Origin of the sequence: Paracoccus panacisoli (assembly GCF_042435015.1) — a bacterium.
In the GTDB taxonomy this organism is placed as follows: domain Bacteria; phylum Pseudomonadota; class Alphaproteobacteria; order Rhodobacterales; family Rhodobacteraceae; genus Paracoccus; species Paracoccus panacisoli.
The window spans coordinates 1-23,267 of record NZ_JBHMQU010000009.1 but is presented as its reverse complement, the minus strand read 5'-3'; the positions used below and the strand labels follow the sequence as shown (position 1 = coordinate 23,267).

The following is a 23,267-nucleotide window of genomic DNA, read 5'->3' as shown; positions in this document are numbered from 1 at the left end:
CCGATTCGGAACGTCGCGCGACAAGCGGCGGCTGGGGACAGGGGCGAGGGCAGGTGGCGACGGCAACACTCCATGATTTCTTCGAGTTGTCCGGGCCGCCCGCCGTCATGGCCGAATACAGCTATGCCGGCAGCCCGAACCCGGCCCCGCTGAGCTTCGGCCCGATCCTCGAGCCGGTGACGGTCGAGACGGCGCGCGCGGGCACCGTCCTCGTGGGCGACCGGGTGATGCTCGACGGCACCGCCTGGACGATCAGCCGGATGCACGAGATCACCGCGACGGTCGCCACGGTGATGCCGGACGGCTCGACCATGTATCTCTACAGCTCGCACCAGGTGCTGACGGTCAGCGACGGGACGACGCGACGCTATCTCGCCATCGAATACGACCAGTTCGCCAAGGAGAACGAGAAATATTACCCCGGCGGGACGATCGAACGGCTGTCGATCGGCACGATCGACCAGAGCACCTACCTCACCATCGCGTATTTTTCGGGCGACAATGAGAACCGGCTGAAGGCGATGTGCTTCGCCACCGGCACGCTGATCGAGACGGCCGACGGTCCGCGCCCGGTCGAGGCGCTGCGGGTGGGCGAGCGCGTGCTGACGCGCGACCACGGGCTTCAGCCGCTGCGCTGGCTGGGCGGGCGGCGGCTGTCGGGGGCCGAGCTGGCGCAGGCGCCGCGGCTGGCGCCGGTGCGCATCGCCGCCGGGGCGCTGGGGCCCGGGCAGCCGGCGCGCGAGCTGACGCTTTCGCCCCAGCACCGGGTGCTGGTCCGCTCACCCATCGCCGGGCGGATGACGGGGCAGGCCGAGGTGCTGGTGGCGGCGGTCCATCTGGTGGGCCTGCCGGGGGTCGAGCGGATCGCGGCGCCGGGGGGCGTCGGCTACTGGCACCTGATGTTCGACGCCCACGAGATCGTCTTCGCCAACGGTGCCGAGGCCGAGTCGCTCTATCTCGGCCCGATGGCCCGACAGGCGCTCCCGCCCGAGGCTCTGGCCGAAATCGCGGCGATCTTCCCGGGGCTGCTCGAGGAGGGCGCGGCGACCCCAGCGCCCGCGCGCCCGATGCTGCGCGGCGCGCAGAGCCGCAGGCTGGTCGAGCGTCAGGTGAAGAACCGCAAGCCGCTGGTGGCGCCGCTCCCGCTGGCGCCGCTGACCGTGCGAATGCCCGAGCCGCTACCCGCCTAGCGCGGGCAGAGCCGGGTCATGGGGTCGAGCGCCACGTACTCGCGCGCGGTGATCGACTGGATGCTGAGCGAGTGGCGCCATTCGTTGAACCAGCGGGCGCGGATGCCGTTGCGGTAGGTCGTGGCCATGAGCTGGTCCACGATCGGCGGGATCACCTGGGTGTTCGGCAGCCGCGGGGCGTGGAACCCGACCGTCGCATCCGGCGCGAGACAGGCGTTCGGCAGGGTCACGAGCATCGTGCAGGCCGAGTTGCAGAGCCCCCGGATCTCGACCGGGCGGCCCGAGGCGGCGAGCTGCTGGCGATAGGCCATCATCTGCACGACGTTGCCGCCGCGGTTGTCGCGGATGACGATCGGGCCCTGCGGCGCCGCGGGGGCGGCGGCGGGCGCGGGTGCGGCCGGGCGCGCGCCGGGCCGGGTGACCGCGGGCAGGGTGACGCTCGGCAGGGTCACGGTCGGCAGGCGCACCCCCGCCGTCGGGGCGGCGGGTTGTCCGGGCTGGGCGGCAGGTTGTCCGGGGGCCGCGCCGGTCACCCCGGCGGGGTCGGCACAACCGGCGAGGACGGCGAACAGCGTCAGGACCGCGAGTGCGGCAGGGCGGAGGCGTTGGGTCATGCCGCGATCATGCCCCGCCGCGAGACCGAGGAAAAGCCGCTGCGCTGCGTCGCGGTGAGTCGGGGGGGATTCGGGGGTGAGGCCAGCCGGGCGGTCGCTTGGGGACGGTTGGTCCGAGCCGGAGGTCTGGCCGAGCAGAGGTTGACGGAAGCGGTGGAGACGTTGGGTCGGCCGGGCAGGGGGCAAAGCCGAACATACGTGGAGTCCTAATCAAGCAGTAAGCATGGGCGGGCAGTGCCCGGGTAGCAGCGCGCACCGCGATGAAGCTAAGCGGAGCCCCGTCGGGTTCACTTGAGCCCCGCCGCAAGCTACGCCGCCTCGCGGCCCAAGGCGCCCCCATCCGCGCAACACCCCGAGCCAAGCCGAGCCACGCGCAGGCTCCGACCAGCCCTGCCGCGGGTCACGCCAGCCAAGCCGCCACCCCCCCCCCCCGCCCTCAATCACCGCCCCCCGCCACGGCCGCCTCAATCGCGGCGACGTCGATCTTGCCCATCGTCATCATCGCCTCGAACGCCCGCCGCGCCGGCGCGCCGCCCTGGACGAGCGCGTCGGTCAGGACCCGCGGGGTGATCTGCCACGAGACGCCCCAGCGGTCCTTGCACCAGCCGCAGGCGCTCTCGGTCCCGCCGTTGCCGACGATGGCCTGCCACAGCCGGTCCGTCTCGGCCTGGTCGTCCGTGGCGATCTGGAACGAGAACGCCTCGGTCTGGGGAAACGTCGGGCCGCCGTTCAGCCCGAGGCAGGGGAGGCCGCAGACGGTGAAGGTGACCGTCAGCACGTCGCCCTCATGCCCGCCGGGGAAGTCCGCGGGGGCGCGGTGGACGGCGGTCACGGCGCTGTCGGGGAAGGTCGCGGCGTAGAAGCGGGCGGCGGCCTCGGCGTCGCCGTCGTACCAGAGGCAGATGGTGTTCTTGGGGGCGGCCATGGTCGAGGTCCTTTCGGCTGGGGGGCCGGGCACGCCGGTCACGCGGCGAGAGGCCCGACAGGCGCGGAACGTCGCGCGCAACTTTGCGTTCCGGCCGCGGCGCGCTATAGGCGGGCCATGAGCCTCAATCCGCCGAACCTGCGTCCCGACCTCGCCCCCGCCCCGCGGCTGGGCGACGACTCACGCCCGCACGGGCCGGACCGCGAGAGCCTCGGCCGCGGCGGGCAGCCGACCATCGGCATGGTCAGCCTCGGCTGCCCCAAGGCGCTGGTGGACAGCGAGCGCATCCTGACCCGCCTCAGGGCCGAGGGCTACGCGATCAGCCCCGCCTATCAGGGTGCCGATGCGGTGATCGTGAACACCTGCGGGTTCCTCGACAGCGCCAAGGCCGAAAGCCTCGAGGCGATTGGCGAGGCGCTGGCCGAGAACGGAAGGGTGATCGTCACCGGCTGCCTCGGGGCCGAGCCGGACTACATCACCGGCGCCCATCCCAGGGTGCTCGCCGTGACCGGGCCGCATCAGTATGAGCAGGTGCTGGATGCGGTGCACGCCGCGGTGCCGCCGGCGCCCGATCCGTTCATCGACCTGCTGCCCGCGTCCGAGGTGCGGCTGACGCCCCGGCACTACGCCTATCTGAAGATTTCCGAGGGCTGCAATCACGCCTGCAAGTTCTGCATCATCCCCGATCTGCGGGGCAGGCTGGTCAGCCGCCCGGCCCATGCGGTCGTGCGCGAGGCGGAACGGCTGGTCGCCTCGGGCGTGCGCGAGCTGCTGGTGATCTCGCAGGACACCAGCGCCTACGGGGTGGACCTGCGCCACGCCGAGGACCGCGGGCACCGCGCGCACATCACCGACCTCGCCCGCGACCTCGGCGGGCTCGGGGCGTGGGTGCGGCTGCATTACGTCTATCCCTATCCCCACGTCCGCCAGCTCGTCCCGCTGATGGAGGCGACGGCCGCCACCGGGACCGGGGTGCTGCCCTATCTCGACATTCCCTTCCAGCACGCCCACCCGGACGTGCTGCGGCGCATGGCCCGCCCCGCGGCCAGCGCCCGGACGCTGGACGAGATCGCCGCCTGGCGCGCCGCGGTGCCGGGGATCACCCTGCGCTCGACCTTCATCGTGGGGTATCCGGGCGAGACCGAGGCCGAGTTCCAGTATCTGCTCGACTGGCTGGACGAGGCGCAGCTCGACCGGGTGGGGTGCTTCCAATACGAGAACGTGCGCGGGGCGCGGGCCAATGCGCTGCCCGACCACGTGCCGGACGCGGTCAAGCAGGACCGCTGGGACCGCTTCATGGCCAAGGCCCAGGCGATCAGCGCGGCGAAGCTTTCGGCCAAGGTCGGCATGCGGCAGCGGGTGATCGTGGACGCGGTGGACGAGGGCGGGGCCACCTGCCGGACCATGGCCGACGCGCCCGAGATCGACGGCAACCTCTTCATCGACGAGGGCTTCGCGGCGCTCTCGCCCGGCGACATGGTCGAGGTGACGGTGGACGAGGCGTCGGACTACGATTTGTGGGGCACGCTGTGACCGAGCCCGACATCCCCTATGGGGATGCGATGCTGCGGGTCCGGGCGGACCCCAAGGGCGGCTTTCGCGGCATCGTGGTGGGCCGCGCGAACGAGCCGCGCCAGCACCCGACCCGCGCGGGGCTGCTGGCCGAACTGCAGGCGATGGTGCGGGCGGCCGATCCGCTGTTCGTAGGGATCGAGGGCGCGCGGCGCCGGTTCCTCGCGGCCTTTCTGGGCGGCTTCGCGGACCCCGCCTATGGCGGCGACGGCGAGGGCGGCAGCAAGCGCGCGCTGGCCGCGCGGCTGGCCGCGACGCTGCCGCTGGCCGAGGCGCGCGCCCCCGACGCCGCCGCGCGGGCGGTGAAGCTGTTCCAGGGGCAGGACCTGCTCAACTGGCAGGACGTGGGTCGGCTGGCCGTTACGCTGCGCGGCAAGGGGGGCAATGTCATCCTGCCGGCGCTGGCCGATCTGGCCGAGGGGGATGTCACCGCGCTCGACCGGCTCGGACGGTTCGGGCCGGCGGACGGGGTGATCTGGTCCACGGTGACCTACCTGCCGTTCCTCTGGCGACCGGATCGCAACCTGCTGCTCAAGCCGGATTTCTGCCTGACCTATGCGCGCTGCGTCGGGCATCGCCTCGCGCTCGACTATGACCCGGCGCTCGCGCCCGGGGTCTATGGCGCGCTGATGGAGATGGCGGGCGAGACGCTGGCGGCGGTGGCGGACCTCGGCGCGCGGGACATGATCGACGCGCACAGCTTCATGTGGACGGCGGTGCGCTATCCGGCCCCGCGCGAGGGCGGGGCGCCGGGCGTGGGGGGCGCGCCATGACGCTGCCGAAGTGGGACCGCGAGGGGGCGCCGAAGAAGCCCTCGATCGTCGGGATCGGGGCGCAGAAGGCCGGGACCACCTGGCTCAGCCAGATGCTGTCCCAACACCCGCAGGTGTGGCTGCCGCCGTTCAAGGAGGCGCAGTTCTTCAACCACCGCTTCGTGCCCGAGCATCTCCAGTGGCTGCCCTGGCATTTCCGCCGCGCCCGGCAGAACCTCGAAAAGCGCTATGCCGCGAAGGGTGAGGCGCTGCCGCCCGAGATGGCCGAGTGGCTCGACCGGATCACCCGCGGCGAGATGTTCACCAACCACTGGTACAAGCAGGTCTTCGCCCCCGCCCCCGCCGGCACCCAGCCCTGCGACATCACGCCAGAGTATTCGACCCTGCCCGACGAGGGCGTGGCCTTCGTCGAGACGTTCCTGCCGCAGGCGAAGTTCATCTACATCATCCGCCACCCGGTGGACCGGGCGATCAGCCAGCTCAAGATGAACCTGACCCGCAAGGGCCGCGCGCCCAAGGGCGTCGCGGGGTGGATGGCCGAGATCGACGACCCGGTGCTCTACGACCGCGGCGATTATGCGACCTATGTGCCGCGCTGGACCGCGCGCTTCGGCCCCGAGCGGCTGCTGATCCTGCCCTTCGGCGCCATCGCCGCGGACCCGGCGGGGGTGATGGCGCGGGTCGAGGCGCATTGCGGCCTCTCCCCCCACAGCTATCGCAACCTCTCGGCCAAGGTCTTCGCCGCGAACGCCGCGCTGTCCTGCCCCGGCGAGGTCCGGGCCGAGATCCGCCGCCGGGTCGAGCCGCAGTTCGCCTTCATCGAGGCGACCTTCGGGCCCGAGTTCGCGCGCCACATCCGCTAGACGGCGTGGCGGGCTGGCGGGTCAACCTGCACTATCCGTGGTGGGCGCGCACCCGCCCCGAGCGCGACGAGCCGCGGCGCGGGATGCTCGGCGCACTCGAGGCGGCGCTGCTGGCCCGGAAGGGTATCCGCCCGACCGGCTCGGCGGTGGCAGTCCGGCCGGGGGCCTTCGCGCCCGAGCGGGTGTGGACGCTGAACTTCCACGGCACCGGGCGCGGGCCGCACAACCTGTTCTATAAAGAGGCGTATCTGCCCGGCTTCTACAGCTTCGACCCGGCCGGCTACTCCGGCTGGTCAGCCAATGCCGGGCTGCGCTTCGACCCGGCGGCGATCTCGGCGGATGAGGCGGGGCGGTATTTCGACGGCCTCGCGCAGCGGTTCCTGATCCCGCGGGTCAGCAAATACCCCCAGCCCGCGCCGCAGGCCGAGATCCCCGCGGGCTGCATCTTCGTCGCCCTGCAGGTGCCGCGCGACAAGGTGCTGACGCTGGCCGACCTCGACACCCACGCCATGCTCGCGGGGTGCCTCGCCCGTGCCCCGCGCGAGCCGGTGGTGATCAAGCTGCACCCGCGCTCGCGCGACCCGCAGTTCGAGGCACAGGTGCGGGCGCTGCATGACCCCGCGGGCCACGTCCATGTGCTCGATGAGCCGATCGACGCGCTGATCGCGGCGGCGCGGGTGACGGTCTGCATCAACTCGGGCGTGGGGATCGAGGCGCAGCTGCGCGGCGGCGCGGTCATCACCTGCGGGGCCTCGGACTACGGCGCGCTGACGCGGCGGGCGCGGAACGCGGAGGACCTCGCCACGGCGCTCGACACCGCCGCGCCGCCCGACCCGGACCTGATGCGCCGCCATGCGACGTGGCTTTTCCGCGACGTGTTCGTGGACGACACGGCGCCGGGCTGGACCGACAAGGTGCTCGACCGCCTCGCCGCCACCTGAGCGGTGGACAGGGGCGGCCGCGGCGGCTCTACTTTCCGGCGAGGAGAGAGGGAGAGGAGCCCCGCATGACACGATCCACGCAACGACAGGCCCTGCGCGCCGCGGCACTCATCGGCTGGGTGGCGCTCGCCGGCCCCGCCGCCGCGCTCGACGCGCTGGTGGAGAAGCAGTCCTTCACCCTGACCAACTTCGCCACCCAGGGCGGCGCGGTCATCCCCGAGATGACGCTGGGGTATGAGACCTACGGCACGCTGAACGAGGCGAAGGACAACGCCATCCTGATCACCCATTTCTTCTCGGGCAACTCGCACGCGGCGGGGAAATATGCGGCCGATGATGCCGCGCCGGGCTATTGGGACGCGATCATCGGGCCGGGAAAGCCCATCGACACCGACAAGTATTTCGTCGTCTCGGCCGACACGCCGGTGAACCTCGGGGCCAAGAACCCCAAGGTCATCACCACCGGCCCCGCGACGGTGAACCCGGCGACCGGCAAGCCGTGGGGGATGGACTTCCCGATCCTGACCATCGGCGATTTCGTCGAGACGCAGAAGGGGCTGATGGACCAGATCGGGATCGGCAAATGGCACGCGGTGATGGGCGCCTCGATGGGGGGATTGCAGGCCTATGACTGGGCGGCGCGGCATCCCGACAAGCTGACCCGGGTGATCCCGGTGATCTCGTCCGGGTGGGCCGACGCCGATCTGATCGCGTGGCTCGACGTCTGGGGCGCGCCGGTGCGGCTCGACCCCAACTGGAACGGCGGGGATTACTATGAGGGCACACCGCCCGACGCGGGGCTGGCCGCGGCGATGAAGATCATCACCCTGCAGGCGAGCTCGCCCGACTGGACCAACCCGACCTTCGGGCGGCAATGGGCGGCCGAGGGGGCGGACCCGGCGGCGTCGTTCGACAACGAGTTCAAGGTCGTCCAGACGCTGCGCGACGGGGGCGCGGCGCGGGCCGCGACCTCGGACGCGAACCACCTGCTGTATCTCATCAAGGCCAACCAACTGTTCGTCGCTGGTGCCACCGGGGCTGCGGCGGCGGGCGCGGCGGGGGGCACGAGCCTCTACGACGGGCTCAAGGCCATCGACGTGCCGGTGATGCTGGTCCACACCGACGAGGATCTGGTGTTCCCCGGCGACGCGGTGCGCGAGACGGCGGCGATCATCCGGTCCGACGGCACCCCGGTCGAGGTGGTCGAGATCAACGGCACCCGCGGGCATCTGGACGGGGTGGTCAACATCGGCCAGGCCGGCGAGGCGATCCGCGGCTTCCTGGACCGCTGAACGGCGCGGGGGCGCGCGACCGCCCCCGCCCACCGCGCCCGCCGCCTTCGACGCCGGCCCCTTCAACGCACGCCGCCTTCAACTCACGCCGCCGATGGCCTAGATAACCGCCAACCTTACAGGAGCGGATCATGGCCTCGTATCAGTATGTCTATCACATGGACGGCGTGTCCAAGACCTATCCGGGCGGCAAGAAGACGTTCGAGAACATCCGCCTGAACTTCCTGCCCGGGGTCAAGATCGGGGTCGTCGGCGTCAACGGCGCGGGGAAATCCACCCTGCTGCGGATCATGGCCGGGCTCGACAAGGACTTCTCGGGCGAGGCCTGGGCCGCCAAGGGCGCGACGGTCGGCTATCTGCCGCAGGAGCCGCAGCTCGACCCGCAGCTCAACGTCCGCGGCAACGTGATGGAGGGGGTGAAGGCCAAGCAGGCCAAGCTCGACCGCTACAACGAACTCGCCATGAACTACTCGGACGAGACCGCCGACGAGATGGCGAAGCTGCAGGACGAGATCGACGCCGAGAACCTGTGGGATCTCGACAGCCAGGTGGACGTGGCGATGGAGGCGCTGCGCTGCCCGCCCGACGACGCCGACGTGGAAACCCTTTCCGGGGGTGAGCGGCGCCGGGTGGCGCTGTGCAAGCTGCTGCTGGAACAGCCGGACATGCTGCTGCTGGACGAGCCGACCAACCACCTCGACGCGGAAACCATCGCGTGGCTGCAGAAGCACCTGATCGAATATCCGGGCACGATCCTGATCGTGACTCACGACCGCTATTTCCTCGACGACATCACCGGCTGGATCCTCGAACTGGATCGCGGCCGCGGCATCCCCTACGAGGGCAACTATTCGGCGTGGCTGGAGCAGAAGGCCAAGCGGCTGGAACAGGAAGCCCGCGAGGACAAGGCGCGGCAGAAGTCGCTCGAGCGCGAGCTGGACTGGATCCGCGCCGGCGCCAAGGCGCGGCAGGCCAAGCAGAAGGCGCGGATCAACGCCTATAACGAGATGGCGGCGAAGTCCGAGCGCGAGAAGATCGCCAACGCCCAGATCATCGTCCCGAACGGCCCGCGGCTGGGCGGCAAGGTGATCGAGGTCTCCGGCCTGACCAAGGCCTTCGGCGACAAGCTGTTGATCGAGGGGCTGGACTTCAGCCTGCCGCCGGGCGGCATCGTCGGCGTGATCGGCCCGAACGGCGCCGGCAAGTCGACGCTGTTCAAGATGCTGACCGGGGCCGAAAAGCCCGACGCGGGCGAGATCACCTTCGGCGACACGGTGCAGCTTTCGTTTGTGGACCAGTCCCGCGACGCGCTCGACGCCAACAAGACAGTGTGGGAGGAGATCTCGGGCGGTGCCGAGCAGATCGACCTCGGCGACGCGCAGATGAACTCGCGCGCCTATGCCTCGGCGTTCAACTTCAAGGGCGGCGACCAGCAGAAGAAGGTGGGCCTGCTCTCAGGCGGTGAGCGCAACCGCGTGCATATGGCCAAGCTGCTGAAATCCGGCGGCAACGTGCTGCTGCTCGACGAGCCGACGAACGACCTGGACGTGGAAACCCTGCAGGCGCTGGAAGCGGCGCTGGAAGATTTCGCCGGCTGCGCGGTCATCATCTCGCACGACCGCTTCTTCCTTGACCGGCTCTGCACCCACATCCTCGCCTTCGAGGGCGATGCCCATGTCGAGTGGTTCGAGGGCAACTTCGAGGCCTATGAGGAGGACAAGGTCCGCCGGCTCGGCCCCGATTCGATCGAGCCGAAGCGAGTGAAGTACAAGAAGTTCACCCGGTAAGGCGATGGACCGCTGGCTGAACGGCAACTGGGGCCAGCGCCTGCGCGAGCTGTTGCGGCGGATGTGGCTCAGGGTCACGCTGTTCAGCCTGTCGGGCGTGGCGCTCGCGGCGCTGGCGTGGTGGGTCGGGCCGTACCTGCCCTATGTGCCCGAGATCGAGCTCGCCTCGGGCTCGGTCGATGCGCTGCTCAACATCGTCGCCTCGTCGATGCTGACGGTGACGACCTTCTCGATGTCGATCATCGTCGGCGCCTACGGGTCGGCCACCACCAGCGCCACGCCGCGCTCGAACACGCTGCTGGCCGCCGACCCCGCGGCGCAGAACGCGGTGTCGATCTTCATCGGCTCGTTCCTGTTCTCGATCGTCGGGATCATCGGGCTGTCGGCGGGGCTCTACGCCGATCAGGCGCGGGTGCTGCTGTTCGTCGCGGCGCTGATCGACATCCTGCTGATCGCCTGGGCGCTGCTGCGCTGGGTGGACCACCTCAACAGCTTCGGCCGGGTCAGCGACATCATCGCCCGGATCGAGGCGGTGGCCGACGAGGCTGCGGCGCTCTATCGCGACAGCCCGACGCTGGGCGCGATCCCGGTCGAGCTGCGCGGCGGGATCACCGGGCCGGCGCTGGTCGGCAAGCGGGCGGGCTATGTGCGCTTCATCGACATGGCGGGGCTGAACGGCCTGGCTGACAAGCACGGGATCGAGGTCGAGATCCTGCGGATGCCCGGCAAATACGTGCACCGGGACGAGCCGCTGCTGCGCGTCTCGCAGCCCGTGCCGCTGGAAGTGGGCGCGAGCCTCTGCGACGAGTTCGAGATCGGCGACACCCGCAGCTTCGACCAGGACCTGCGCTACGGGATGATCGTGCTGAGCGAGGTGGCGAGCAAGGCTCTGTCGGCGGCGGTGAACGACCCCGGCACGGCGGTGGACGTGCTGCGCGCCGGCAGCCGCGTGCTCGAAACGCTGCACGCGCCACGGGACGGCGGCCCTGAGCCCGGCCAGCGCCCCGGCGCGCGGCAGGTGGTCGAGCATACGCGACTGCGTGCCCCGGCGATGGATGTGCCTGAGCTTTACCGCGAGTTCTATGGCCCCATCCTGCGCGACGGGGCCGGGACGGCCGAGGTTATCCAGACGCTGATCGACGGGCTCGAGATGCTGGCCCGCTGCGGCGAGGCGGCCCCCGCCCGGCGGCTTCTGAACGACGCGCGGATGCGGTCGGATGCAGAGCTGACGCAGGGGTGGGAGCGGAAGATGGTCGGCTGACCGGGGACGGCGCGGGGCCCGGACGGGGCCACCGCGCCGCCCTTCGTGGCGTCAGTTGGCGGGCTTTGCGCCGTCCTCGGCCGGAGCTTCCTTGGTGTCGGCCGCTTCCTCGGCCGTGCCGTCCACCACCGGGTTCTCACTCTTGGTGTCCGGCGCCTCCGCCGGCGTCACCGTGACCGCGCCGCTCTCGGAGGGTGCGGGCGTGCCCGGATCGGCCGCGTCCACCGCCGCCGCGGCGCCCGGCTCGGCCTTGTCCTCGGGCGAGACCTCCTGCGCGTCGATCGGATCGACCGGCGCCGGGTTCTCACCGCCCCGCACCGTCAGCCCCAGCAGCCGCCAGGCAAGCATCCCGCCGCGATAGTAGCTGATCCGGTCGGCGGGATAGCCCGCGTCGATCATCGCCCGGATCGCGGTCGGCGACTGGCCGCACCAGATGCCGTTGCAGAACAGGATCGCCTTCTTCGCCTCGGCGCAGTCGAACTTGCCGTCGAAATCGGGCTCGCAGCCGAGCTCGCTCAGCCGCTCGACGGCCTGGGTGTAGGGGATGTTGATGGCGCCGGGGATGGTGCCGCCGGTGAACCAGTCGGGCGTGCGGCCATCGACGAGGATCGTGTCGCCCGCCTTCATCGCCTCGATCAGCTCAAGCTCGCCCACGGTGGTCACGCCGGGGGCGGGGCTCATCGGCTGGATGCAGAAGGGCGGGCAGTCCATGCTGGTCAGCGCCCAGTCCCCCTCGAGGCGGGCGCCGGGGGTCTGGTCGCGGCGGATGGTGAACTCGCCATCCGGGGTCTTGAACACCGCCTCGGCCATGTCGCGGGTGATGCCGACGCGGGGGGCGCCCTGCGGGGACGCGGGCGCGGCCTCGGGGGTCGCGGTCGGGGTCGCGGCGGGCGCTTCAGCCGGGGCGGCGGGGGCCGGCGTGGCCTGCGCCAGCGCCATCGGTGCGGTGGCGGCGGTCAGCAGCAGGACGGCGGCCGAGCGGATCAGGGTCGTGGTCATGCGGGTCTCCTCCCTCTTTCGTACGGGGGGTCAGCGCGCGACCGCGCGGTGGGGTTCCCTGTTCGGCCCCCGCGCGCGCCGCCGCACCGGGCGGGCGGGTGATGGAGCCATCGTGACTTTCCCCCCGGCGCCGATGCCCGTAAGCCCTTGGGGGACCGCCCGCGTCAGGGCCCCGGCCGGCCATCGGGTCCGTGGCCGCGGCGCCCTGACCGCCCGTGACCGCGCCGGCCCCGCCAAAGGGGCCCCGCGCAGAAGTGGGCCTGCACCCGGCAGGCCCCGCGATGAAAGGAACCGCCATGCCGACCCGCCGCCAGACCCTCGCCCTGACCCTGCCGCTCGCCGCCGGCGTGGCGCTGACGACCCGCGGGGCACTTGCCCAGACCGCCACCGCGGCCCGGCCCAACCCGATGCCCGCGGCGCTCCGCACCGCGCTCGAGCGCGACCCGACGGCGCCGGTGCTGGGCAACCCCAAGGGCGACATCACCCTGTCCGAGTTCTTCGACTATAACTGCCCGCACTGCAAAACCATCATGCCGATGATGCAGCGGCTGATCGCGGCGGACCCCGGCCTGCGGGTGGTGTTCCGGGAATGGCCGGTGTTCGGTGAGGACTCCGAGTTCGCGGCCCGCGCGGCGCTCGCGGCGCTGCCGCAGGGGAAATACTGGCAGATGCACGCGGGGCTGATGGGCATCAAGGGACGCGCCACCGAGGCCTCGGTGATGCGGGTGGTGCGCCGGGTCGGGCTGGACGAGGGCAGGCTCAGGGCCGAGATGCAGTCGGACCGGGTCAGCCGGCACATCAACGCCTCGTTCGAGCTCGCCGACCACATGGGCCTCGTCGGGACACCGACGCTGATCGCGGGGGACGAGGCGGTGTTCGGGCACCAGAGCCTCGACGATCTCAAGGCGCTGGTCGCGCGCGGCCGCAAGACGCTGGGGGTCTAGAGCGGCAGGGTCACGAAGGCCGGGCCGGCGGGGGTGGCGACGAACGCGCCCCCGACGCCGAAGCTGTCGCGCAGGTGGGAGGCGGTCAGCACCTCGGCCGGGGCGCCGTCGGCCACCAGCCGGCCACGGTCCATCAGCACCAGCCGGTCGCAGTACCGCGCCGCGAGGCCGAGTTCGTGGACCGCGGCGATCACCGTGCGGCCCTGCCGCGCGAGGTCGCGGAAGAGCGCCATCACCGCGAGCTGATGCGCCGGATCGAGCCCCGCCACCGGCTCGTCGGCGAGGATCAGCGGCGTGCGCTGCGCCAGAAGCCGGGCGATGAGCACCCGCGCCAGCTCTCCGCCCGAAAGTTCCGTGGCGCGGCGGTCGCGCAGGTGGGTGGCGTCGAGCGCGGCCAGCGCCTCGGCCACCGGCGGGGCGTCGGCGCGCCGGTCCGGGTCGGCGCGGCGGCCCAGCCGCACCAGCGCCGCGACCGGGATCGGCCAGGCGACCTCGCGCGTCTGCGGCAGCCACGCGGCGCGGCGCGCCCGCCGGGCGGGGGGCAGGGCGGCGAGGTCGCTCGTCCCCTCGGCCGCGATCAGCCCCAGCGCGGCGCGCATCAGCGTGGACTTGCCCGCGCCGTTCGGGCCGATCAGGCCCACGAACTGCCCCGGCGGGACCGCCAGCGACACCCGGTCCACCACCGGGCAGCCGTCCCGGCGGACGGTGAGGGCACTGAGCGTCAGGCTCATTTGCCGGCCTCGGTGCGGCGGATGAGGTGCAGGAACACCGGCGCGCCGACCAGCGCCATCATCACCCCGAGCTTCAGGTCCTGGTCGGGCAGAATCACCCGCACCGCGACGTCGGCGGCCAGCACCAGCGCCGCGCCCCCCAGCGCCGCCGCCGGCAGCAGCCGCGAGGGCAGCCCGCCGCTGAGCCCGCGCAGGAGATGCGGCACCACCAGCCCGACGAAGCCGATCGCGCCCGCCACCGCCGTCGCCGCCCCGACCGCGGCGGCGGTGCCCAGCACCACCGTCAGCCGCAGCCGGGCAAGGTCCACGCCCAGCGAGGCCGCGGCCTCCTCGCCCAGGGTCAGCGCGTCGAGCCCGCGCCCGGTCAGCGCCAGCGCCACCCAGCCGAGCGCCATCACCGGCGCCGCCGCCGCGACATGGGCCCAGCTTCGGTCGGCGAGCGAGCCCATCGTCCAGAACATGATGTCATAGGCCGCAAACGGGTTCGGCGAGAGGTTCAGCACCAGCGCCGTCAGCGCGCCTGCCAGCGCCGAGACGGCGATCCCGCCGAGGATCAGCGCGAAGCTGCCGCCGCCGCGCCCGGCCAGCATCAGGATCAACGCGACGCCCCCCAGCGCCCCGCCGAGCGCGGCGAGGGGCACCGTCATCCCCAGCGCCGAGGCGCCAAGCTGGATGGCGATCACCGCCCCCAGCGCCGCCGAGGCCGAGACCCCGATCAGCCCCGGCTCGGCCAGCGGGTTCCGCAGATACCCCTGCAACGCCGCCCCCGACAGGCCGAGGCTGACGCCGACCATGATCCCCAGCACCGCCCGCGGCGCCCGGATCTCGCGCAGGACGAGGCCCAGCGGCCCCTCGCCCGAGACGAGCGCGGCGAGGCTCTCGCCCGGCGGCGTCCCCGCCGGGCCCACCAGCAGCGAGGCGAGCGCCAGCACGGCGACCAGAAGCGCCAGCGCGCCGAGCAGCAGGGCGGGGCGCGGGGTCAAGGCTGGCCTGCCGTCGCGGGCAGCGCCGCGCGCGCCTCGGCGAGGGTCGCGAGCGCGTCGAGCACCTGCGGGATGCCGCAGGCCCAGTCGGCGTCGGGGATCTCGATCCGGCGGGCGTGCAGGTGGGTGAGCGCGGGGTGGGTCAGCGTCTCCTCGGCGCGCGAGGCGCCGGGGAAGCGGCGGCCGGTGACGATCAGCGCCGGGTCGGCCAGCACCAGCGTCTCGAGCGGGACGGTCCCCGACCCGGCCATCCCCAACCGCTCGGAGAGAAGCGCGAAGCCCGCGGTCTTGAGCACGTCGCCGGCGAGGCTTTCGGCCCCGGCCGAATAGCCGTTCGGCCCCCAGGTCGCGGCCAGCGGCGCGCCCTCGCCCGCGGGGTGGGCCAGGCGGGCGAGGCGGGCGTCGAACTGCGCCAGCATCGCCTCGGCCGCGGGCGCGCGCCCGAGCGCCTGCCCGATGGTGCGGATTGCCGCCCGCGTCTCGGCCAGCGAGGTCGGCGGGGCGAGGGTCACGACGGGCACGCCCAGCCGGGCCAGCATCGCCACCGGCGGGCCGTCATAGGTGCCTGCGAGCACGAGGTCGGGGCGCATCAGATAGACCTCTTCGGCGCGGCCGCGGTTCGTCGGATAGGCCGCGGCCTCGGCCCCCATCGCCGACATCTGCGGATCGCGGGCAAGGTGGCTGACCGAGACGAGCTGCCCCGGCGCCGCCAGCAGCATGGCGAGCTGGTCCGTGCAGAGGTTCATCGACACCACCCGCGCGGGCGGGGTGGCGGGGGGCGGGAGGGCCGCCGGGGCCGCCCCGGCCAGCGCCGGGACGAGCAGCGCGGCGAGCAACGCGAGAGGCCGCGGTGCCCGCAGGGGACGCCGGGCCAGCCGCGGACGGCCCGCGGGCACCCGGCGCCTCGCCGCGCGCGGCGCGGCAAGGTCGGGTGCGGGCGCGGGCCGGGGGTCGGTCAAAACCGCTGCTCGATGCCGATCCAGGCGGCGCGGCCGGGGGCGGTGTAGCCCCACGCCTCCTGATACTCGGCGTCGAAGAGGTTGTTGATCCGCCCGGTCAGCCGCGCGCTGTCGGTCAGGTCAAAGCTCGCCGCCATGTTCACCACGGTGAAATCGGGCATCCGCGCGTTGGCGTAGGTGCCCCAGTACTGTTCGCTCGTCATGTCGGCGACGTGGCGCAGGTCCGCCGACACCCAGCCGCGCCCGCCGAAGGTCTTGAGCGTCGCGGTCAGCCCCAGCTCATGCCGGGGGCGACGGGTGGCGGGGCTGTCGTCGGGGTTGCGGGCGTCGAGATAGGTATAGGCGCCGCGCAGCGACAGCGCGTCCGTGACCTCGTACTGGGCGGCGACCTCGACCCCCTCGCGGCGGCTGGTGCCGTCGATGTTGAAGTAGTTCGAGCCGTCGGGCAGCGGCACGCGAGAATAGTCGATGGCGTTCTCAAGCCGGTCGCGGAACCAGGTCACGTCGATCAGGCCGCGCCCGTCGGGCAGGCGGTATTCCAGCCCGAGGTCCACGCTCCGGTTCGTCTCGGGCACGAGATCGGGGTTGCCGACCGTGCCGTAGCCGCCGAGCAGCTGGTAATACTGCGGGTTGACCACCCCGGTCCCGGCCGAGGCGTGCAGCCGGTAGGGCGTGCCCGCGATCTGCCACGACAGGCCGGCCGCCCAGGTCGTCTGGTCGGCCACGGTCGAGTTGTCGTCGCGGCGCAGGCCGAGCTGCACATCCAGCCCGTTGTCGAAGGCGCCGCGATACTCGAGCGCCACCGAATCGGTGTCGAGGTTCCAGTCGGACCCGCCCGAGGCGCGGTCCTTGATGTGGTCATAGGCCAGCGCCACCGTCTGGCGCGCGTCCGCCACCGCGGCGTCGAGACCGTAGGTCGCGCGGTATTTCAGCGCCTCGCGCCGCCCTTCGCTGTCCACCGGGAAATCGTCGTGGCTGTCGACCTCGGTGCGCGTCTCCTGCCACGAGAGCCGGTGGGTCAGCCGCCCGTCGAGCGTCGCAAGCTCACCCCAGACGGTGTTGATCCGCTCGCGCCGGTCGGCCCAGTAGTCGACGTCGCGCAGGTAGTCCCTGGCCGAGGTCGCGGCAAAGTTGGTGGCGTCGTACCAATAGCGCTCCTCGGCGTGGCGGGTGGCGAACCCCAGCTTCAGGTCGTCGGTCGCCTGCCAGTCGCCCGAGAATGCCAGCGTCGCCCGGCGCAGCCCGTCGCGGTCGCCGGGATCGCCCTTCGAGACGTCGGAGCTGCGGTCCTCGCGGTAGCCGGCGTCCACCTGCATCCGCAGCCGGTCGGTGACGGTGGCGTAGCTCAGCGCGCCGGCGGCGCCGTTGCCGCCCTCGATCATCGCCCGCCCGCCGGTGCGGTCGGCCTTGCGGGTGATGATGTTGACCACGCCCGAGGCGGCGGCCGAGCCGTAATAGACCGACTGCGGGCCGCGCAGCACCTCGATGCGCTCGACATCGGTAAGGTCGAGGCCGCTGAACGTATAGGGCTGGTCGCCGCCCGCGGCGTTCACGCCGTCGATCAGCACCAGCGTGTGGTTCGGATTGCCGCCGCGGATGCGGATGCTGCCGGCCGAGACGCCGGTCGCGGTGATCGAGACGCCGGGCAGGCCGCGCAGCGCGTCCTGCACCGTGGCGGTGCCGCGCTGCTCAAGCTCTTCGGCGGTGACGACGGTGGCGGCGCGGCCGTAGGCGTCGGCCTCGACCGGCGAGAAGCCGCCCGAGATCACCACGGGGTCGAGGGTGACGGCGGTGACACCAGCGGGGGTGGTGGCGGGGGCAGGCTCGGGGGCGACCTGGGCGCGCGCCGCGGCGGGCATGGCGAGTGCCGCGATCAGCGGCAGGCCGGTGGCGGCGAGCAGGCGGGGGGCAGGGGGGACGTAGGGCATCAGGCGGTTCCCGTGGACGGGGCGGGCGGTCGGCCCGCGGTTGGTGGTGGTCCGGGAATCGGTGCGACCCCGCAGACAGCAAAGATCACCGCTGCGGCAGGCCGCTTTGCCCGCACGCCCCGCGCCGGCAAAAGGGTGGTGACCGAGCAGGTCTCCTGGCTTGCGGATCATCGCGGCGGCCGGCCTTCCCGGGGGTGCGGTCCCCAGTGGCGTGTCGGCGCCGCCATCCGCGCACAGTTGCGGGGGCAGCCACGGCTGCGGGCAGGCGCCCGTCCCCCGTGTTCCCTTTCAATCCGGCGAGGCCGGAACTCGGTCGCGGCCTGCTATCGCGCCGGGGCCGGTGGCGTCAATGCAGAGCACCGCCCCGGCGGCGAATGACGCGGCGGGCGGTGCGGGAGGGACACGGGGGGCTGAGAGCTAGAGGCGGCGCGAGGCCGCCGAGGTCACATGAGCGCGCGGCGAACGGCCGGCAGGGCAGGCGGGCGGCTCAGGCGCCGCCCCCCAAGGCTCAGGCCCATTCCCAGGCGACGGTGAACTCGCCCAGTTTCTTGCGGATCGCCGCCTCGTCGGCGCCGGGGGCGCGGGCGATGCGCGCGGTCAGGCCGCGCTTGCGGTCGTCCACGACCTCGGCGACCGATCCGCCCAGATCGGCGAGCGTCGCGTCCAGCACCCGGGCGATGGCGCGGCGGCGCAGCTCGGGCTTGAAGACCTTGCCGACCGCGGTCAGCGGCAGCTCGGGCACGATGTCGATGTGCTTGGGCACCGCCGCGCGCTCGTGGATATGGGCGCGGGCGTGGGCGGCCAGATCCTCTTCGGTGGCGGTCGCGCCCTCGCGCAGCAGGACATAGACGCAGGGCAGCTCGCCCGCGAAGCTGTCGGGCTGGCCGATGGCGGCGGCGCCGACCACGTCGGGATGCGACATCAGCCCGTCCTCGATCTCGGCCGGGTCGATGTTGTGGCCGCCGCGGATGATCAGGTCCTTGGCGCGGCCGGTGATCCACAGATAGCCGTCCGAATCGAGCCGCCCGAGGTCGCCCGTCCGCAGGAACCGCCCCTCGGCAAACAGGTCGCGGTTCTTGTCGGTCTCGGTGTAGGTCGAGCCCTCGATGACGCCGGGGTTGGCCACGCAGATCTCGCCGATCGCGTCGGTGCCGCAGTCCTCATAGCCCGCCTGCGTGCTGCGCAGGATGCGGACATGGGTGTAGGGCAGGGGGATCCCGACCGAGCCGACCTTCTTCAGCCCGTCGACCGGGTTGCAGGACACGAGGCAGGTCGCCTCGGTCAGCCCGTAGCCCTCGGCGATCTCGACCCCGGTCGCGGCCTTGAAGCGGTTGTAAAGCTCGACCGGCAGCGCCGCCGAGCCGGAGATGGCGGTCCTGAGCGACGAGACGTCCGCGTCCACCTTGCGCTGCATCAGCGCCGCGATGGCGGTCGGCACGGTGATGAGGAAGGTCGCGTGCCAGCGCTCGATCAGCTTCCAGAAATTGTCGAAGACGCCGTCGCCGCGATAGCCCGCCGGGGTCGGCATCACCATGTGCGCGCCCGAGTGGATGCAGGACATGAGGATCGGATAGGCCGCAAAGACGTGGAACATCGGCAGCGGGCACATCAGCACGTCGGTTTCGTCGAACAGCAGCTCGCCGCCGAGGAAGCCGTTGTAGATCATCCCCGAATAGCGGTGCTGCGCGACCTTCGGCATCCCCGTGGTGCCGCCGGTGTGGAAATAGGCGGCGACGCGGTCCTTGGCCGGGTCGTCGAAGGTCAGGCGGTCGTGCGGCTGGGCCGAGACCGCGGCCTCGAAGTCCATCACGCGGGCCTTGTGGGTCGCCTTGACCCGCGGCCGGATCAGCGGGACGAGCAGTTTCTTGACCCCGGTCAGGTAGCGGGCGAGGTCGATCTCGAGCACCGTCTCGACGTTCGGGGCGAGCGCCAGCGCCGCCGCGGCCTTCTGCGCCACGTCGGTCTTGGGCATGGCCTTGAGGGTCACGAGCACCTTGGCGTTCGTCTCGCGCAGGATGCCGGCGATGTGCTCGGGCTCGAGCAGCGGGTTGATCGGGTTGACCACGCCCGCGGTGGCCCCGGCGATCAGCACGATCGGCGTCTCGAGGCTGTTCGGCAGCAGATAGGCGACCGTGTCGGTCGGCCCGACCCCGAGCTTGCGGAAGAGGTTGGCGGTCTCGGTGACGCGCTCGTGCACCTCGGTCCAGTTGAGCGTGCGGGCGGCGGCCCGGGGGTCGGACAGAAGCTGGAAGGACAGCGCCGGACGGGTGGGAAAGCGGTCCCGCGTCGCGGTCAGGAACCGGTACATCGTCTTCGGCAGGTCGCGGTCGGCATAGGCCGATTCGGCTTCGATGCGGTCCCGATCGGCCATGGTTGCAAAGCGCGACATCCGGCTCCTCCCTCCTCACTATCCCCCAAGGTCCGCGCAGCATGAGACAAACTGCGGCAGCGGGGCAAGTTCTTGTCTCTTTCGTACGCCCGGAACGCGGCGTCAGGCGTGACGGCGGGGCGGGCAGAGGATGGAACCCATAGGCCAGTAGAGCTGGAGCTATACAAATTCTAAACAATTTAGAGTGGTAATTTACAGAGGATGAAACCCTTCTTGGTGTGCTGAGATCAGACGTGACGTTGCCCGAGGAGGAAGCCCCATGTGCAGGAAATCCAATCAGGCGAAGATGTTGTTGGCCGTGATGCTCGGCGCGTCGCTGTTCGCCGCCCACCCCGGCGCGGCCCAAACCGTGAAGGTCCGCGTTGATCTGGCCTCCGCGCAGGCTGCCCAACCCGGCGCGGCCCGCTGCGTTTCAACGACCCGGGCCGACAACGGCGAGGCGGCGCGCGTGACCTCCGCTCACCGCAAGGCGCGGGGTCTGCGACCAGTCAAGGCCGACGCGCGGCTGGCGGCGGCGGCGGCGGCGCACGCCTGCGACATGGCCCGGCGCGGGCTGATGGCGCATCAGGGCAGCACCACGCGCGGCCCGTCGCAGCGGGTCAAGGCGCTGGGCTACCGCCCGCAGATCACCGCCGAGAACATCGCCGCCGGCCCCTTCGCCGGCGGCCAGGTGCTCTCGATCTGGGCGCAGTCCCCGGGACACCGGGCCAACATCCTGCTGCCGCAGCTGCGCGAGATGGGCATCGGCCACGCCGTCGCCGCGGACGGCAAGACGGTCTTCTGGGCCGCAGTCTACGCCGCCCCGCGGTAGTCCGTTCTCTCCTGGTCGAAATATCCTCGGGGGGAATCGCCCGGAGGGCGATGGGGGGCAGACAGCCCCCTTTTTCGCATCGCGACCGGCGCACCGGCAGTCGTGTGCAGGCCGGTCCCCAAGGGACGCGTGACGCGATGGAATTTCAGAGGAGTGGTGCCGCAGAAGGGACTCGAACCCCCGACCCCATCATTACGAATGACGTGCTCTACCAGCTGAGCTACTGCGGCGTGCCGCGCGGGTTAGCACCTTCCCGCGCGGGGGAAAAGGGGGTCAGCGCGAATCCGTCGCCTCGGCGAGCGGCGGCTCGACGTCCGGGCGCACGGGCGGGTTGCCGCTGTCGTCTGCAACCGGCGCCGGCGCGGCCGCGCGAGACGCCGCGGGCGTCTTGTTGGACTCGGCCGCCGTAACACGGTCGCTGGCCGAGGCCGGCGGGGGGGTGATTTCCACGGCCGGCGGCGGCGAAACCTCGGTCACGGTGACCACGGTCGCAGTCTCGCCGCCCCGGCGCGCGGCGGGGTCGAGGCGCAGCGGCTCGGGATCGGTGACGGTCGAGGAGGGGGCGTAGTCCGACTCGCGCGGGACCATCCCCGGGGCGACGCTCGGGACCTCGGTCCGCGTCGTGCGGCGCTTGGCGGGTGCCGGGCTGCTCGCCGGCTGCGCCGCCGGTGCGGCGGGCCGCGGTCCGGGCAGGTGGCGGGGCGCGTCGGTGCCCTCGGCATAGGCATCAGCTTCGGTGAAGCTCTGGTCGACGTGCGCCTCGGACCCGGCCGGGCGGCCGACGATCAGCGGCAGCATCTCGACGCCGTTGCTCGCCCCCGCCATCCGCGCCGCCACCGGCGGCTCGCGCCAGCTCAGCGTGTCGAACCCGTGGCAGCTGTCGCAGACGGGCGCCCAGTCGGCCATCACGTTGTGGCAGTTGTCGCAGACCCACTGCGGCCCGCGGCTCGCGTTCATCGCCCGCGCCAGCCAGCCGCGCACGACGCTGTCGTCAGAGCCCTCGCCCCGCTCGACCGCCGCGCGGATCGCCAGCGAGCGGGTCGTCGGCTGCGTCTCGGCCAGATCACCGAGCGCCCGGCGGGCGGCGGGAAAATCCTCGGCCGCGAGCGCCAGCTCGGCGCGCAGCATCCGCGTCTCGGGGTGGTCGGGCTTGTGACGCAGCAGGTCGTCGAACCGCCGCAGCCGCTGGGCCGGGGTCTCGTCCGGCACGATCTCGGCGTAGACGGCGGCGAGCGCCGGGTGCGGCTGCGCCTCCCACGCCTTCTGCAGCAGGCGGCTGGCGTTTCGGGTGTCCTTCTGCGCGAGGTAGCTGCGCGCCGCGAGCACCGCCGCCGGTACGAGGTCGGGCGAGGCGCGGTTGGCGCTGATCGCCGCCTCGCGAGCGCTGATCGAGTTGCCGTGCGCCAGCACCTCGGACGCCTCCTGCAGCGCCAGCACCGCGTCGCGGCGGAGGTGGACGTCCTGCGGCAGGGTGCCCTGCTTGCGCTTGTCGCGCAGCGTCTGGCGGGCACCCTTCCAGTCGTGCTCGCGCGTCTGCAGCGTCAGCAGGGTGTTCTGCAGATCCGTGTGCGCGGGCTTGAGCGCATAGGCCTTTTCCGCCAGCCGCAGCGCGGTGTCGGTCTCGCCCATCGCCAGCTTCTGCTGCATGAGCCCGCGGATGCCGACGAAGCGGGTCCGGGCGTCGGCCAGCATCTCGCGGTAGACCTCTTCGGCGCGGCGGGCGTCGCCCGCCGTCTCGGCCGCCTGCGCGGCGAGCAGGTTGGTCAGGTGCGGCTGGTCCAGATATTTCGCGGCCTTCGACGCCTGATCCTGCGCCAGCCGCCCCTCGCCCGAGGCGACGGCGAGCATCCCCTCGGCCAGGGCCTGATACCCCTTCCGCTCGCGCGAGCGGTCGAAATAGCGGTCGATGGCGGTGCGGTCCCCGGCGAGAAAGCGGATGAACGCAAGCGCCAGCCGCAGAAGCTGGACGATTACCCAGCTGGCGAGGATGAACAGGATCGCGGCCACCGCGGCCTGCACCGGGCCGAAGGTGTATTCGACACCGTTGAACTGCAGCACCAGCGGGTGCCCGGTCTGCGCAAGGTGCATCGCCCCCAGCGCCGCCGCGAGGACGACGCCGAAGAAGAACGTGACCTTCAGAAGCGTGAGCAGCATCGGGCGGACCTCAATTCGACGGGGTTGCGGCAGGGGAGGGGGTAGCGACTGGCGGCGGCACGTCGGCTGGCGGCGCGACCGCCGAGGGCGCCGCGGCCTCGACCGCCGCCGGGCGGCCGACCGAGGCGGCGTCCACCGGGGCGGTGGCGGC

At 72.2% G+C, this 23,267-nt stretch carries 19 protein-coding genes, 1 tRNA gene and 1 riboswitch; of the genes, 10 read left to right on the top strand and 10 right to left on the bottom strand.

What is annotated here, in order from left to right; genetic code table 11:
* Positions 1-53 precede the first annotated feature (53 nt).
* Positions 54-1,190 carry a Hint domain-containing protein gene (locus ACFHYO_RS01765; RefSeq protein WP_394317933.1) on the top strand — a complete coding sequence of 379 codons (1,137 nt, stop codon included), beginning with the start codon at positions 54-56 and terminating at the stop codon, positions 1,188-1,190.
* Here ACFHYO_RS01765 and ACFHYO_RS01760 read toward each other — a convergent pair.
* Together ACFHYO_RS01760 and ACFHYO_RS01755 are read right to left on the bottom strand one after the other, a co-directional pair.
* A complete protein-coding gene (locus ACFHYO_RS01760; protein WP_394317931.1) occupies positions 1,187-1,804 on the bottom strand; it encodes a hypothetical protein in 618 nt (205 codons plus the stop codon). The genes ACFHYO_RS01765 and ACFHYO_RS01760 overlap by 4 nt on opposite strands.
* A gap of 436 nt (positions 1,805-2,240) precedes the next feature.
* Positions 2,241-2,729: a VOC family protein gene (locus tag ACFHYO_RS01755; RefSeq protein ID WP_394317929.1), complete on the bottom strand. Its 489-nt coding sequence runs from the start codon at positions 2,727-2,729 to the stop codon at positions 2,241-2,243.
* A gap of 117 nt (positions 2,730-2,846) precedes the next feature.
* Here ACFHYO_RS01755 and rimO point away from each other — a divergent pair, with 117 nt between their 5' ends.
* The 7 genes from rimO (at position 2,847) to ACFHYO_RS01720 (ending at position 11,218) form a co-directional block, all read left to right on the top strand.
* Positions 2,847-4,262, top strand: a complete 1,416-nt coding sequence (gene rimO / locus ACFHYO_RS01750; RefSeq protein ID WP_394317927.1) for a 30S ribosomal protein S12 methylthiotransferase RimO — start codon at positions 2,847-2,849, stop codon at positions 4,260-4,262.
* The gene (locus ACFHYO_RS01745) at positions 4,259-5,074 is read left to right on the top strand and encodes a hypothetical protein (protein WP_394317925.1); all 816 of its coding nucleotides are present in this window, start codon (positions 4,259-4,261) and stop codon (positions 5,072-5,074) included. Before rimO ends, ACFHYO_RS01745 begins: the two co-directional genes overlap by 4 nt.
* A complete protein-coding gene (locus ACFHYO_RS01740; protein WP_394317923.1) occupies positions 5,071-5,937 on the top strand; it encodes a sulfotransferase family protein in 867 nt (288 codons plus the stop codon). Before ACFHYO_RS01745 ends, ACFHYO_RS01740 begins: the two co-directional genes overlap by 4 nt.
* A 5-nt stretch (positions 5,938-5,942) precedes the next feature.
* Positions 5,943-6,878 carry a capsular polysaccharide export protein, LipB/KpsS family gene (locus tag ACFHYO_RS01735; protein WP_394317921.1) on the top strand — a complete coding sequence of 312 codons (936 nt, stop codon included), beginning with the start codon at positions 5,943-5,945 and terminating at the stop codon, positions 6,876-6,878.
* A gap of 65 nt (positions 6,879-6,943) precedes the next feature.
* On the top strand, positions 6,944-8,170 hold the full coding sequence (locus ACFHYO_RS01730) for an E22 family MetX-like putative esterase (RefSeq protein ID WP_394317919.1): 1,227 nt from the start codon (positions 6,944-6,946) through the stop codon (positions 8,168-8,170).
* 131 nt (positions 8,171-8,301) lie between these two features.
* Entirely contained in the window at positions 8,302-9,957 is a 1,656-nt protein-coding gene (gene ettA / locus ACFHYO_RS01725) for an energy-dependent translational throttle protein EttA (protein WP_168783175.1), read from the top strand.
* A gap of 4 nt (positions 9,958-9,961) precedes the next feature.
* Positions 9,962-11,218, top strand: coding sequence for a DUF2254 domain-containing protein (locus ACFHYO_RS01720; RefSeq protein ID WP_394317917.1), 1,257 nt, complete (start codon positions 9,962-9,964; stop codon positions 11,216-11,218).
* Between the two features lie 51 nt (positions 11,219-11,269).
* Here ACFHYO_RS01720 and ACFHYO_RS01715 read toward each other — a convergent pair whose 3' ends face one another.
* The gene (locus ACFHYO_RS01715; protein WP_394317915.1) at positions 11,270-12,217 is read right to left on the bottom strand and encodes a rhodanese-like domain-containing protein; all 948 of its coding nucleotides are present in this window, start codon (positions 12,215-12,217) and stop codon (positions 11,270-11,272) included.
* Positions 12,218-12,513: 296 nt separating this feature from the next.
* Here ACFHYO_RS01715 and ACFHYO_RS01710 point away from each other — a divergent pair, with 296 nt between their 5' ends.
* Positions 12,514-13,161 (top strand): DsbA family protein, encoded by a 648-nt coding sequence (locus tag ACFHYO_RS01710; protein ID WP_394317913.1) that lies wholly within the window; start codon positions 12,514-12,516, stop codon positions 13,159-13,161.
* On the opposite strand, the gene ACFHYO_RS01705 is transcribed toward ACFHYO_RS01710, so the two are convergent.
* The 5 genes from ACFHYO_RS01705 to ACFHYO_RS01685 all read right to left on the bottom strand — a co-directional run bounded on the left by ACFHYO_RS01705 (position 13,158) and on the right by ACFHYO_RS01685 (position 20,151).
* Positions 13,158-13,892 (bottom strand): ABC transporter ATP-binding protein, encoded by a 735-nt coding sequence (locus ACFHYO_RS01705; protein WP_394317911.1) that lies wholly within the window; start codon positions 13,890-13,892, stop codon positions 13,158-13,160. The genes ACFHYO_RS01710 and ACFHYO_RS01705 overlap by 4 nt on opposite strands.
* The gene (locus ACFHYO_RS01700) at positions 13,889-14,875 is read right to left on the bottom strand and encodes a FecCD family ABC transporter permease (RefSeq protein WP_394317909.1); all 987 of its coding nucleotides are present in this window, start codon (positions 14,873-14,875) and stop codon (positions 13,889-13,891) included. Before ACFHYO_RS01700 ends, ACFHYO_RS01705 begins: the two co-directional genes overlap by 4 nt.
* Entirely contained in the window at positions 14,872-15,735 is an 864-nt protein-coding gene (locus ACFHYO_RS01695) for an ABC transporter substrate-binding protein (protein WP_394318096.1), read from the bottom strand. The genes ACFHYO_RS01700 and ACFHYO_RS01695 overlap by 4 nt, the downstream gene beginning before the upstream one ends.
* Positions 15,736-15,830: 95 nt before the next feature.
* Positions 15,831-17,762 (bottom strand): TonB-dependent receptor plug domain-containing protein, encoded by a 1,932-nt coding sequence (locus ACFHYO_RS01690; protein ID WP_394317907.1) that lies wholly within the window; start codon positions 17,760-17,762, stop codon positions 15,831-15,833.
* Positions 17,763-17,890: 128 nt separating this feature from the next.
* Positions 17,891-18,090: riboswitch (cobalamin riboswitch) on the bottom strand.
* Positions 18,091-18,270: 180 nt separating this feature from the next.
* Positions 18,271-20,151 carry an acyl-CoA synthetase gene (locus ACFHYO_RS01685; RefSeq protein WP_394317905.1) on the bottom strand — a complete coding sequence of 627 codons (1,881 nt, stop codon included), beginning with the start codon at positions 20,149-20,151 and terminating at the stop codon, positions 18,271-18,273.
* Positions 20,152-20,410: 259 nt separating this feature from the next.
* Between ACFHYO_RS01685 and ACFHYO_RS01680 the strand changes: the two genes are divergently transcribed.
* Positions 20,411-20,962: a CAP domain-containing protein gene (locus ACFHYO_RS01680; protein ID WP_394317903.1), complete on the top strand. Its 552-nt coding sequence runs from the start codon at positions 20,411-20,413 to the stop codon at positions 20,960-20,962.
* A 154-nt stretch (positions 20,963-21,116) separates the two neighbouring features.
* On the opposite strand, the gene ACFHYO_RS01675 is transcribed toward ACFHYO_RS01680, so the two are convergent.
* Both ACFHYO_RS01675 and ACFHYO_RS01670 read right to left on the bottom strand, forming a co-directional pair.
* A tRNA-Thr gene (locus tag ACFHYO_RS01675) sits at positions 21,117-21,192 on the bottom strand.
* A 43-nt stretch (positions 21,193-21,235) separates the two neighbouring features.
* The gene (locus ACFHYO_RS01670; protein ID WP_394317901.1) at positions 21,236-23,116 is read right to left on the bottom strand and encodes a heme biosynthesis protein HemY; all 1,881 of its coding nucleotides are present in this window, start codon (positions 23,114-23,116) and stop codon (positions 21,236-21,238) included.
* Between the last annotated feature and the right edge of the window lie 151 nt (positions 23,117-23,267).